The organism is Nonomuraea corallina (genome assembly GCF_027620315.1).
In the GTDB taxonomy this organism is placed as follows: Bacteria; Actinomycetota; Actinomycetes; order Streptosporangiales; family Streptosporangiaceae; genus Nonomuraea; species Nonomuraea corallina.
On sequence record NZ_JAPNNL010000014.1, the window covers coordinates 1 to 12,875 of the forward strand.

Below are 12,875 nucleotides of genomic sequence, written 5' to 3' on the forward strand. Positions count from 1 at the left end.
GGCCGGCAATCCCCCCGCCTAGGGGGAATGTCCATTCGTCGGGCATATCGCGGTGCAAGAACGATCGGGTGTCAACCGATCAGGAACCCGGCCGGGCCGCCGTGAAACGGCGAAACCCCTCCGGAAGCACCGGAGGGGTTTCGCTTCGCTCAGGTCAGGTGCACTTGGGCAGGTCGTCGTGCACGGTCTCGGGTCCGACGCTGCCGGAGAACCGGACGCACTTGCCCTTGCCGTAGTGCTTGACCGGCCCGGCGTAGTACTCGAAGTTGCCGGAGGCGGACGGCTTCCCGTGGCCGTGGACGTCGAGGGTGACGCTCACCGGGGAGGCCTTGCCGATGTCCATCCTCTTCATCGTGACACCGCAGACCTGACCGCTCTTCTCGTTGTAGAGCAGGAAGATCTCGCCGCCGATGAACGCCTTGTTCCGCTGGACCTGGAAGCCCTCACCGCAGACCTTCTCGGGCGTGTGCGGGTTCTGCACCGGCTGCGCCTGGGTCGACGTGGCGGAGACGCTCGGGGTCGCCGTCACCGTGACCGTCGGCGTGGGCGTCGGGGTGACGGTGACGGTCGGAGTCGGCGTGACGGTGACGGTCGGGGTGGGCGTGGCGGTGACGGTGACCGTCGGGTGGACCATGTTCCGCGACCGCGTCGGCGTCGGCGTGGGGGTCGGGGTGTCCTCCCGGGCCTGGGGAGCGGTCACGGTCACCGTCGGCTGCGCGACCGGCTGGGTGACGATCGGGGCCGGGGTCGGCACCGTGCTCAGCTCGGGGGTCGCGGTGGCCTGGCCCTCCCACTCGTTGGGCAGCACCATCGGGCCGACGCTGTCAGGGTCGGAGTTGGAGGGGGTGGCCCACGGCACCACCACCTCGGACTGGTCCGGCGGTGTCTCGACCTGGACGGGGGCCTGGCTGGGCACGCTCACGCCGTTCTCCACCTTGCCGCTGCCCGAGCCGCGCTGGTCCACCCGCTCTCCCGCGGCGGCCGCCGGCTCGAACCGCTCGGTCGCGGCGTAGTGGTTGGCTCCCCACAGGCCCGCGCCGGACAGCAGCGCCAGCGCGCCGACCGCGGCGGCCAGCCCCATCGGGAACTTGCGCTTGGGCGACGAGGAGACGGCCTGCGCGGGCACGGCCACGTGCGGCGGCTGCTCGCGCGGCGCCTCCCAGGCGGGGCCGGGCGCCGGGTGGGCCCCGGGCGGAAGCGCCGCCTGCTGCTGGTGCTCCAGAGGCGGTCCCCAGTTCTGCGCCGGCGGAACCTGCTGCGGAGGCATCCCCGCCACGGGCACGCCCGGAAGCGGCGCTCCCGGTCCGGGACCCCCGGCCACGGGCACCCCTGGCAGGACCGCGCCCGGTACAGGGCCCCCGGCCACGGGCACGCCCGGCAGGACCGCGCCCGGCCCTGGCACACCCGGTACGGGGACACCCTCGATCGGCTGGGACGACGGCTTCTGGGTGGCCAGGGCGGTGCCGCGCTTGTCACCGAGGAGCTGCAGCAGCGCCATGTCGGTGGTCGGGCGCTGGGCGACGTTCTTGGCGAGGGCGGACATGACCACCCGGCGCAGCGGCTCGGCCAGCTCGCCCAGCTCCGGCTGCCCGTTGAGCACGGCGTCCTCGTCCTGGCCGAACGGCGGCCGGCCGGTCGCGGCGAACACCACCGTCGCCGCCCAGGCGAAGATGTCGGCGTAGGGCCCGTACGCCAGGCCCCGGATCTGCTCCGGCGCGCGGTAGCCGAGCTCCCCGGCGGGCTCGCCGAGGTCGATGTCGGTCACCCGGGGGCCGTCGGCCCCGATGATCACGTTGTGCGGCGTGAGCCCGCGGTGCGTGATGCCCGCCAGGTGGATCGCGGTCAGCGCGGTGAGCGTGCCGACGGCCACCCGCTCGACCGCGTCGGCGTCGAGGGGGCCGTCCTCGGCCACGACCTCCGCGAGGCTGCGTCCTTCGACGTGCTCGCGCACCACGTAGACGCGGTTCTCGTACGTGCCCGCCTCCAGCGTCCTGGCGACGGAGGCGCTGGACACGCGCTGCACTCCGGTGTGACGGGCGAGGTCATCGCTGCCCGCCTCGGAGGACGGCAATAACTTGACGACTCTCAAAGGCGCGTCGTCGGACTCCTTACCGAGGAAGACCGAGCCTCGCGGCCCATCGGTCAAGCGTCCTGAGATGACGTACGCGCCGAGCTTTTCGGGATCACCCGGCCGCAGGGGGTGCATCTGCGTCCCTTCACTAAAGGCAAGATCTCGAAGGGACATTCAACCGCATCTGACCCATTTGTATCAGTAGTTTCATCAGCGTTTACCGAATTCATTCACAATTTGTGATCAAGACCGCGACCCGGCGCGCCAGCCCCGCCTCCGGCCGAGCGGGATGAGCACCGCGAGGGCGCCGACCAGTATGGCGGCGATCAGCGCGCCCGTCCCGATGGCGGCGGCGACGCCGATGGCGGTCTCGTCGCGGGGCGGCACCTTGGCGATCGCGTCGGCCGGGAGCGCGGACGCCGGCGGCTCGGCGACCACGGGCACGTTCGCGGCCTCGTAGGGCAGCACGGCCGTGACGGCGAGCACCGGGTTCACCATGCCGGCCCCGGTGCCCGCGCCGGCCGTGCCGTCGGCGGTGGCGATGATGCGGCGGCGCACCTGCTCCTGGTTGAGCTGCGGAAAGCGGGCCCGGACCAGCGCGGCCGTGCCCGCGACGTACGGGGTGGCGTAGCTCGTGCCCTCCAGGCCGCGCATGTAGCTGCGGCCCGGCCAGGGGGCGGTGATGTCGATGCCGGGGCCGATGACGCCGACCGGGGTGGCGGCGTTGGAGGAGTCGACCCGGCCGCCGTCGGGCCCCGCGCCGCCGACCGACAGGACGCCCTCGTAGGAGGCAGGGTAGGCCGGCACGTCCTCGTCGTCCGGGCCGGTGACGTTCCCGGCGGCGGCCACCACGACGATGTCGTCGGCCAGCGCCCGCTGGACCACGGCCCTCAGCGCCGGGTGGTCGGAGGCGCGGACGGACACGTTGATCACGTCGGCCTTGGCTTCGACGGCGTCGTTGATCGCGTCGACCAGCTTGCCGATGCTGCCCTGGGGCTTGTTGCTCTGCTTGAGCACGACGAGCCTGGCGTCGGGCGCGACCCCGTGGAAGGGCACTCCCTCCAGGTAGCGGGCGCCGATGATGCCCGCGACGGCGGTGCCGTGGCCGACGCAGTCGTGGTGGCCGGTGTGGGTCTCGTCGATGATCTTGGAGATGCGCAGCTGCGGGTGGCTGTAGTCGACGCCGCTGTCGACGACGGCGACCGTCACTCCCTCGCCCCTGGTCAGCCGCCAGGCGCTCTTGATGTCGAGCCGTTTCTGCGCCCAGGGCTCACTGGCGGGCAGCTTGAGCGTGCCCTTCTCCGGCTTGCACTCGTCCGGCGCGGCGGCCGCCGCCGGCGCCGCGACGACGTGCAGGGCGAGCAGGCTCGCCAGGAAGGCGCGACCGATCATGTCGGGAAAGCGTAGCGTGCCCGATTCCCGCGCGCGGGAAGCCCCGGCGACGCCGGGGCTTCCGCCATGGCCGCGTCAGCGCGTCGCGGACTCGATGTTGCCCCGGTAGGTGTCGATGACCCGGGACGCCTCGGTCAGCTCCTCGGTCATGCGCTGGAAGGCGGTCCGGTAGCTCTGCCACGCGCCCTGGAACTTCTGGGCACCGGGACCCGTCCAGGCCGTGCCGACCTTGGCGGCCTCCTTGTCCAGCGCCGCCATCGTGGCGCGCACGGCCTCGGACTGCTGCTTGAACTGAGCGGACATCGTCTGCATCTCTGCAGGGTCGCCGCCGAGCATGCTCTGGCTCACGCATACCTCCTGATTGGGGACGCCTGATCGGACGAAGCGCCCTCACCCTAGAGGCGCCCTCACCGCCACGTCGGCCTTCATACCGAGCGGCTATGGTCGAATGCAGCACCATCTGGCCTGACCCACCTGTAGCCGATCGTTTTCGAGCACCTACACTCCCCCTCAGTGCTCGCCCAGGAAGGATGGATGTCGGTGCAGAAGGTTCTCATCGCCAATCGCGGCGAGATCGCCGTACGAGTGGCCCGCGCCTGCAAGGACGCCGGCCTCGGAAGCGTGGCCGTCTACGCCGACCAGGACCGCGACGCCCTCCACGTGAAAGTGGCCGACGAGGCGTACGCCCTGGCCGGTCAGTCCCCCGCGGAGACCTACCTCGACATCGGCAAGCTGCTCGACGTGGCGGCCCGTTCCGGCGCCGACGCGGTGCACCCCGGTTACGGCTTCCTGGCCGAGAACGCCGGATTCGCCCAGGCGGTCATCGACGCGGGCCTGATCTGGATCGGCCCGCCGCCCGCCGCCATCGCCGCGCTCGGCGACAAGGTGCAGGCCAGGCACATCGCCCAGAAAGTGGGCGCGCCGCTGGTCGCCGGCACCAAGGACCCGGTGTCCGGGGTCGAGGAGGTCGTCGCGTTCGCCGAGGAGCACGGCCTGCCGATCGCGATCAAGGCCGCGTACGGCGGCGGCGGTCGCGGCATCAAGGTCGCGCGCCGCCTGGAGGAGGTCCCCGAGCTGTACGAGTCGGCGGTGCGCGAGGCGGTGGCCGCCTTCGGCCGCGGCGAGTGCTTCGTCGAGCGCTACCTCGACCGGCCGCGGCACGTCGAGACCCAGTGCCTGGCCGACAGCCACGGCGGCGTCGTCGTGGTCAGCACGCGCGACTGCTCGCTGCAGCGCCGCCACCAGAAGCTGGTGGAGGAGGCGCCCGCGCCCTTCCTCAGCCCCGAGCAGCTCGGCATCCTCTACTCCAGCTCCAAGGCCATCCTCAAGGAGGCCGGCTACGTGGGGGCCGGCACCTGCGAGTTCCTCGTCGGCCAGGACGGCACCATCTCCTTCCTTGAGGTCAACACCCGCCTCCAGGTCGAGCACCCGGTGACCGAGGAGGTCGCGGGCGTCGACCTCGTCCGCGAGATGTTCCGGATCGCCGACGGCGAGCCGCTCGGCTACGACGACCCCGAGCTGCGCGGTCACTCGATCGAGTTCCGGATCAACGCCGAGGACGCGGGCCGCGACTTCCTGCCCGCCCCCGGCACGCTCACGGCCATGCGGGCGCCGTCGGGCCCCGGCGTGCGGCTCGACGGCGGCTACGAGGCCGGCATGACGGTGCCGGGCGCGTTCGACTCGCTCGTGGCCAAGCTGATCGTGACCGGCCGCACCCGCCAGGAGGCCCTGGAGCGGTCGCGGCGCGCGCTGGCCGAGTTCGAGATCGACGGCATGCCGACGGTGCTGCCGTTCCACCGGGCGGTCGTGTCCGACCCGGCCTTCGTCTCCGAGCCGTTCGCCGTCCACACGCGGTGGATCGAGACCGAGTTCGACAACACCATCGCCCCGTACGCGGGAGCGACCGAGACCGCCGAGCCGGAGGCGCGCGAGACGGTCACGGTCGAGGTCGGCGGCAAGCGGCTGGAGGTCGTGCTGCCCGCGGGTCTCGGCGCAACCGCGGCGGCGCCCTCCGGCGCCAAGAAGCCCCGGCGGGCGGCGGGCGGCGCGAAGAAGGCGGCGGCGGGCGGCGACGCGCTGGTCTCCCCGATGCAGGGCACGATCGTCAAGGTCGTGGCCGGCGACGGCGACACGGTGGCCGAGGGCGACACCGTGGTGGTGCTGGAGGCCATGAAGATGGAGCAGCCGCTGACGGCGCACAAGTCCGGCGTCATCACCGGCCTGGCCGCGCAGGTCGGCCAGACGGTCACGTCGGGGGCGACGATCTGCGAGATCAAGGAAGCGTGACGGCACGGCGGGATCGGCCCCGATCCCGCCGTTTCCCGAAATGCCGGGCATGCGTGGTCGCTGCCCGGCCTTTTCGGAATCGCGGTGCGCCCTGAACGTTCGGGGCGGGTGATCCCGGGGAATCCGCCGTGCGCCCCGAGCGTTCGGGGCGGGTAGCGTGCCCAGTGAGGAACTTTGCCGACCGCCCGTTCGTCCTCATGGGCGAAGGAGGCTTGCTGCCAATGACACATCCGCTGCGCCGCGCAGGGGCCGCGATCGCGGTTCTCATCGCCGGTCTATTCGTCACTCTTGCGCTGTCCCCTGCCGTTAACGCGGCGGCGGCGCCGCCCGATGCCCAGACGGTGCTCGCCCACTGGAAGAGCGGCGACCCGCTCTACGTGCAGTCAGGGTCGGCCCTCAGCTCCGACCAGCAGTCCGAGATCCGCGACGCGCTCAAGGACTCGAAGAACGACATCTATCTGGCCGCTTTGCCCGACAACACGGTGAGCGACCCCGCCGGCTACATCAAGCAGCTCGGCGACGCGGTCTCCGAGGCCAAGAAGTCCGGTTCCGGTGGCCAGTTCACCGTGGCCGTGCTCGACGGCCCGACGCTCTTCGCCGCGTCCAACTTCGGCAGGGCCGGGATGACCGACCAGCTGTCGAAGCTCGCCGTGCGCAACAACGACGACCTCGTCTCCGGCATGCAGGACTTCATCGCCCGGGTCAATCTCATGGCCGAGGGCAAGTCACGCTCCGCGCTCGACTCCGGCCCGGTCAACGACGGCAGCGGCTTCGGCGCGCTGGCCACGCTGGGCGTGCTCGCGCTGGCCGGCGGTGGCGGCTACTTCCTCTACTCGCGCAACAAGAAGAAGAAGCAGGCCATCCAGGACGCCAAGGACCTGGCCGCGGTCAAGCAGACCGTCGAGGAGGACGTCACCAAGTTCGGTGAGGAGATCACCGCGCTCGACACCGACGTCGTGCTCTCCGGTGAGGGCGGCAAGCACATCGACGAGTGGCAGCAGGCCCTCGACTCCTACGAGAAGGCCAAGACCCAGCTCGCCGCGGTCGAGCGGGCCGACCAGGTCCGCGAGGTCACCGGCACGCTGGAGGAGGGCCGCTACGCGCTGGCCGTCGTGAAGGCCAGGGTCGACAACCAGCCGGTGCCCGAGCGACGCGCGCCCTGCTTCTTCAACCCGCAGCACGGTCCTTCGGCCCGCGACGTGCGCTGGGCCCCGCCCGGTGGCGCGGTGCGCGACGTGCCCGCCTGCAAGGCCGACGCCGAGGCGGTGGAGCGCGGCTTCGACCCGCAGACGCGCGAGGTCATGGTCAACGGCCAGCGCCGCCCCTACTACGAGGCGGGCCCTGCCTACCAGCCGTACGCCTACGGCTACTACGGCGGGTTCGGCGACATCATGACCGGCATGTTCATCGGCACCATGATGGGCTCCATGATGGGCTGGGGCATGGGCGGCATGATGATGGGCGGCATGATGGGCGGCGGCTACGACGCCGGTGCCGGTGGCGGCGACTTCGGCGGAGGCGGTGACCTCGGCGGAGGCGACTTCGGCGGCGGTGGCGGCTGGGGCGACTTCGGCGGCGGCGACTTCGGCGGCGGCGACTGGTAGGCCGCACCACCACACCCACATCCACGCGAGCGCGCTCCCTTCGGGGGGCGCGTTCTCGTCTTTGCGGAGCCGCCCGCGCCACGAACTCCATTTGACCGAAGTTTTGAAATTACGTAGATTCGGAGCATGAAGCGAGCCTCCGCCCTGGCCGCCCTCGTCGTGGCCGCCCTCGCCCTGTTCGTCGCTCCGGCCCCGCCCACGCTGGGCCCCGCGACGACCGGCGACCCCGCCCTGGCGAAGCTGGTACGCAACGCCGCCGGGCAGGAGGGATTCCGGGGCCTGTCCGTGGCGCTCATCGAGGACGGCCGGGTCCGCTACGCCGGAGTGGGCGACACCGGCGGCGCCGACCCCCGGCCGGTGGACCAGGACACCGCCTACGAGCTCGGGTCGATCACCAAGCCGATGACCGGGATGCTGCTGGCCGACCTGGCGAGCGAGGGGCTCTCCCCCGACACCCCGGTGCGCGACCTGCTCCCGCGCGTCGCCTTCTCCGACCCCGCCGTGGCCGGGGCGACCCTCGCCGAGCTGTCCTCGCACCGGGCGGGGATCCCCACCCTGCGCATGACGCCGGTGGGCTTCCTGCGCTCGTACCTGTACGTCTTCGCCGGCGAGGACCCGTACGCCGCCGCGGGGCCGCGGAGCATGCTGGACGACGCCGCGGCCGTCTCCGCCGGGAAGCGGGGCGAGGTCTCCTACTCCAACCTCGGCGCGGCGCTGCTCGGGCAGGCGCTGGCCGAGCGGGCGGGCGCCGACTACGAGACCCTGCTGCGCACGCGGCTGCTGGCACCGCTCGGCATGGACGCCACCGTCGTCCTCCAGCCGGACGAGCCGCTGCCGGCCCGGCACGCCCGCGGCCAGAACGTGAACGGGCTGCCGATGGAGCCGTGGCGCGACCACGGGCACGCGGGCGCGGGCGGCGCCGTCTGGTCCACCGCGCACGACGTCGCCCGGCTCGTCCAGGCGGTGATGGCGGGCTCCGCGCCGGGCGCGGACGCGGCGACCCCGCGCTTCGACGCCGGTGACGGCGAGCGGATCGGCTACGGCTGGTTCACCACCCGGTACGGGGAGCGCGAGGTCACCTGGCACAACGGCGGGACCGGCGGGTTCCGCACGTACGCGGGCTTCGACCGGGCGTCCGGCCGGGGCGTGGTGGTCATGGGCAACACCGGCACGGCGGTCGACGGGGTGGGCCTGCGCCTGCTCGGGGCCGAGCCGCCGGCCGGCGGCGGTCCGGAGATCCGGCCGCTGATCTTCGCCCTGGTCTTCCCCTTCCTCGGGCTGGGCCTGCTCTACTCGGCGTTCCGGGCGCCGGTGCTGGACCGGGTCTCGGTGGCGACCCGGGCCCTGTGGGCGGTGCTCTTCCTCGGGCTGGGGCACACGGCGGGCGGCTGGGACGTGGTGCCGCCGTTCGTGTGGGCGCTGGGCGCCGGTGTCCTGGGCGCCGCCGTGGCCGCCGCCGTGGCCCGCCGGCCGGTGCTGCCGGTCAGCGCGAAGCCGGTGACCTGGCGCACCTGGCTGTCCCCCGTGATCGCCATCGTGCTGCTGGCCGCGTTCGCGTTCTTCCTGATCGGCTGAACGCTTCCTGATCGGCTGAACGCTTCCTGATCCGCTGGACGCTTCCTGATCCGCTGGAGGCTTCCTGATCCGCTGAGGACCGTTCCCGGTCAGGTGCTGGCGCGCAGCGCGAGGTGCGGCGCGAGCAGGGTGGCGTCCGGGACGGTCCTGCCGTCGAGTTTCTCCATCAGCAGCCGCACCGCCTCCCGGCCCACCTCCTCGGCCGGGATCAGGACCGAGGTGAGGGCCGGGCTGGCACGTTCCGCCACGTCGTCCGGGCAGATCGCCACCACCGCCACGTCGGCGGGGACGCGCCGGCCGAGCTGGCGCAGCGCGCTGAGCACGTGACCGACCGCGGCCTCGTTGTGCACCACGAGCCCGGACAGGTCCGGCTGGTCCCGCAGCAGTCTGGCCAGCGTCGCGTACACCTCGTCGAACGTCTCCTCGCAGGGCAGCGCCACCCCCGCCACCCTGTGTGCGGCGACGGCGGCGACGAAGCCCTCGCGGGTGCGGCGGGCGAAGCCGGTGCCGCGCTCGTACACCACGGCGGGCGCGCCGAGCAGGGCGATCCTGGAGTGGCCGCGCTCGGCCAGGTGGGCGACGCACTGCCCGCCGGCGGCGGCGAAGTCGAGGTCGACGCAGGTGAGGCCGGCGGGCTCGGCCGGGAAGCCGATGAGCACGCTGGGCTCGGCCAGCTCGCGCAGCAGCGGCACCCGGTTGTCGTCCAGTTCGACGTCCATGAGCACGAACGCGTCCACCAGCGCGCTGGCCGCCACCCGCCTGATGCCGTCGGTGCCCTCGTCGGCGGTGAGCAGCAGCACGTCATGGTCGTAGCGGCGGGCGGCGGTGACGACGGCGCTGGCGAAGCGCATCAGCACCGGGACGTGCATGCCGGCGCGCAGCGGCAGCACCAGGGCGATGACGTTGGCCCGCTTGCTGGCCAGGGCGCGGGCGCCTGCGTGCGGGTGGTAGCCGAGCGCGTCGATGCTGTCGAGCACCCGGCGCCGGGTGCCGGCCGAGATCGTGCGCTTGCCGCTGAGCACGTACGAGACGGTGCTCACGGCCACGCCGGCGTGCCGGGCGACCTCCGTGATGGTGACGGTGCGCCCGCTCAAGTCCCGGCCCCGATGTCGATCTGGCTCAGCGTGACCCCTTCGTTCTCGAACACGACATAAAGATCGTGCACTCCCCGCGTGCCCGCAAGGGAGGCGGCGACGGCGCGCAGGTCGTACCGGCCGGTCCTGGGCACGGGGAAGGCGGCGATCGGCCGGCCGTAGAGGGGGTCGCCGATCCGTAAGGTGATCATGCCACCCTCGGTGCTCCCGAGCACGGCCAGGCAGGAGGCCGCGCCGGTGAGGTCCACCTGCCGGAACACGATCCAGGCACCCTCGGCGTCGGACAGGACCGCCTCGCCGCGCTCGCGGTCCGACGCGGTGAACGTGATCGCGTCGTACTCGTCGTGGTCCACGGCGCGCAGCAGGCCGCGGCGCGGCGGGATGACCTCGCCGTCGACCTCGAAGCAGGCGCCGACCCGCAGGTCGGTGGCGCTGCGGCCGGCCATGAGCCGGTGCGGGGCGCGTTCCACGACGAACCGGCCGCTGGTGACGTCCCAGCAGGCCAGGTCGCGTACCGGCAGGTCGAGATGGACGGTGCGGCTCTCGCCGGGCGCGAGCCGCGCCTTCTCGAAGCCGCGCAGCCGGCGCAGCGGCTGCTTGACGCGGGAGCGCTGCTGATGGGTGTAGAACTGGACGACCTCGACGCCCTCGCGCGGGCCTGTGTTGGTCACGGTCACCGCGGCGCGCACCCGGTCGCCGTCGCACGCGACCGTCAGGCCGGAGTAGGCGAAGTCGGTGTAGCCGAGGCCGTGCCCGAACGGGTAGCGGGGGGTCCCGCGGAAGTACAGGTAGGTGGCGTCGGCGGTGATGATGTCGTAGTCGAGCAGGTCGGGCAGCTCCTGCTCGGAGCGGTACCAGGTCTGCGTGAGCCGCCCCTCCGGCTCGGCGTCGCCGAGCAGCACCTCGGCCAGGGCGTGGCCGTACTCCTGCCCGCCGTGCGCGGACCAGAGCACCGCCGGCACCCCCGAGGCGGTCCAGGTGAGCGGGTAGCCGCTGCTGATCACCATGACCGTGCGCGGGTTGGCGGCGAGCACGGCCCGGACCACGGCGTCCTGGGCGGGGGCGAGCGCCAGCGTGCTGCGGTCCTCGGTCTCGCGGCCGTTCACCAGCGGGTGGTCGCCGACGACCACGACCGCCACGTCGGCGGCGGCGGCCAGCTCGGCGGCCTGCCGGGCGCCGCTCCTGACCACCTCCAGCGACAGCCAGAGCGCCCGGTCGGCGTCGTCGACCAGGCGCAGCGTCCCGTCGCCCGCGACGCCGACGTAGCAGCCGGTGGCGATGTGGCGCAGCGTCAGAGCGCCGCGCGGCCGCTCCTCCATCCGGAACGTCTGGCGCACCTCCCACCCGTTCGGCCCCGGCTGGTCGTTGACCAGCACGCCGTCGTCCACGGAGACGAACCGGCCGGTGGCGGCGGCGCGCAGCGCGTAGGCGCCGCCGCCCCAGTCGAACACGTCGAACAGGCCCGGCTCGGCGCCGAGGCTGAGCGGCCCGCCTGCCGGGTCGGCCACCACGTGACCCGCCTCGGCGGTCAGCGTCACCCGGTCGACGGCCTCGCAGAAGACGGTCTCGCACCGTTCGGCCAGCCCGGCGCGGGCGGTGACGGCGTACGGGAGCGTGCCGCTGTACCAGTCCTCCATGAGCGTGTCGCCGAGCTGGCCGACGACCGCGACGGTGGCGACGTCGCGCAGCGGCAGCAGCCCGTCGTTCTCCAACAGCACGAACGAGCGCCGCGCCGCCTCACGGGCCAGGTCCTGGTGGCGCGGGCAGTTGACCACTTCCTCGGTGAGGTGGTCGTACGGGGTCGCGGGGTCGAACTCGCCGAGCCGGAAGCGGATCGACAGCAGGTGCCGCACGGCGGCGTCGAGGTCGGCTTCGCCGATCAGCCCGCGCTCCAGCGCCTCCCTGATGTGCCCGAGCGTGGCCTCGGACCGGTCGTCGTCCTGCGTGAAGCTGTCCAGCCCGGCCCTGATCGCGTGCGCGTACGCCTCCGGGGGGTCGGCGTGGTAGCCCTGCGGCGAGACCAGGTTGCCGGGCGCGCAGGCGTCGCTGACCACGAGCAGGTCGTCCGGCGCCCAGGCCCGCAGGACCTCGCCGATGAGCGGGCTGAGGTGCGCGGGCCGGCCGTTGACCAGGTTGTAGGAGGGCATGACGGCCACCGCTGCGCCCTGCTCGATGGCGGGCCTGAAGGCGGGCAGCTCGTACTCGTGCAGCACCCGGGGCGGCACGTTGCTGGAGGTGACGCAGCGGTCGGTCTCGTTGTTGTAGGCGAGGAAGTGCTTGAGCGTGGGCGCGGTCTTCAGCACGCGGGGGTCGCCGCCGCGCAGGCCCGAGGCGTAGGCCGCGGCCATGAGTCCGGTGAGCCACGGGTCTTCCGAGTAGCCCTCCTCGTTGCGCCCCCAGCGCGGGTCGCGCAGCGGGTTGACCACGGGGGCCCAGACGTTGCGCCCGGCGCCGGTCGGGTCCTTGTGGTGGAAGGCGAGCACCTCGTCGCCGGCGGCCTCGCCGACGCGGCGGACCAGGTCCGGGTCCCAGGTCGAGGCCAGGCCGACGGCCTGCGGGAACACGGTGGCGGGGCCGAGCCAGGCCAGGCCGTGCAGGGCCTCGGTGCCGGTACGGAACGCGGCCACGCCGAGCCGGTCGACGGGCGCCTGGTACTGGTGGAGCAGGCCGATCTTCTCGTCGAGCGTGAGCCTGCGCGACAGGTCGGCGATCCGGTCGTGGAGAGGGAGCTCAGGGTCGCGGAAGGGTTCGTGCATGGCCATCCTCTGAGGGGAGTGTCGAAGCGCTTCGATGACCGGCCGGTGGAGTTACCTCAGTGTTTCTCCGGGTTTCCTGAAGGGTGCACGCGGGTGT

8 protein-coding genes are annotated in these 12,875 nt (G+C 72.8%); 3 read left to right on the top strand and 5 right to left on the bottom strand.

Annotated elements, in window-relative coordinates; translation table 11 throughout:
- Nucleotides 1-154 precede the first annotated feature (154 nt).
- The 3 genes from OUY22_RS05850 to OUY22_RS05860 all read right to left on the bottom strand — a co-directional run bounded on the left by OUY22_RS05850 (nucleotide 155) and on the right by OUY22_RS05860 (nucleotide 3,811).
- Nucleotides 155-2,245, bottom strand: coding sequence for a serine/threonine protein kinase (locus tag OUY22_RS05850; RefSeq protein WP_333486613.1), 2,091 nt, complete (start codon nucleotides 2,243-2,245; stop codon nucleotides 155-157).
- A 69-nt stretch (nucleotides 2,246-2,314) separates the two neighbouring features.
- Nucleotides 2,315-3,463 (bottom strand): S8 family serine peptidase, encoded by a 1,149-nt coding sequence (locus OUY22_RS05855; RefSeq protein ID WP_270153730.1) that lies wholly within the window; start codon nucleotides 3,461-3,463, stop codon nucleotides 2,315-2,317.
- A 75-nt stretch (nucleotides 3,464-3,538) separates the two neighbouring features.
- The gene (locus tag OUY22_RS05860; protein ID WP_270153731.1) at nucleotides 3,539-3,811 is read right to left on the bottom strand and encodes a WXG100 family type VII secretion target; all 273 of its coding nucleotides are present in this window, start codon (nucleotides 3,809-3,811) and stop codon (nucleotides 3,539-3,541) included.
- Between the two features lie 192 nt (nucleotides 3,812-4,003).
- On the opposite strand from OUY22_RS05860, the gene OUY22_RS05865 reads away from it, so the two are divergent.
- The 3 genes from OUY22_RS05865 to OUY22_RS05875 all read left to right on the top strand — a co-directional run bounded on the left by OUY22_RS05865 (nucleotide 4,004) and on the right by OUY22_RS05875 (nucleotide 8,928).
- Nucleotides 4,004-5,749 (top strand): acetyl/propionyl/methylcrotonyl-CoA carboxylase subunit alpha, encoded by a 1,746-nt coding sequence (locus OUY22_RS05865; protein ID WP_270153732.1) that lies wholly within the window; start codon nucleotides 4,004-4,006, stop codon nucleotides 5,747-5,749.
- 221 nt (nucleotides 5,750-5,970) lie between these two features.
- Nucleotides 5,971-7,353, top strand: a complete 1,383-nt coding sequence (locus OUY22_RS05870; protein WP_270153733.1) for a hypothetical protein — start codon at nucleotides 5,971-5,973, stop codon at nucleotides 7,351-7,353.
- 126 nt (nucleotides 7,354-7,479) lie between these two features.
- Nucleotides 7,480-8,928, top strand: a complete 1,449-nt coding sequence (locus tag OUY22_RS05875) for a serine hydrolase domain-containing protein (protein ID WP_270153734.1) — start codon at nucleotides 7,480-7,482, stop codon at nucleotides 8,926-8,928.
- A gap of 89 nt (nucleotides 8,929-9,017) precedes the next feature.
- On the opposite strand, the gene OUY22_RS05880 is transcribed toward OUY22_RS05875, so the two are convergent.
- On the bottom strand, nucleotides 9,018-10,022 hold the full coding sequence (locus OUY22_RS05880) for a LacI family DNA-binding transcriptional regulator (protein WP_270153735.1): 1,005 nt from the start codon (nucleotides 10,020-10,022) through the stop codon (nucleotides 9,018-9,020).
- Nucleotides 10,019-12,778, bottom strand: a complete 2,760-nt coding sequence (locus tag OUY22_RS05885; protein WP_270153736.1) for a glycoside hydrolase family 3 protein — start codon at nucleotides 12,776-12,778, stop codon at nucleotides 10,019-10,021. Before OUY22_RS05885 ends, OUY22_RS05880 begins: the two co-directional genes overlap by 4 nt.
- Between the last annotated feature and the right edge of the window lie 97 nt (nucleotides 12,779-12,875).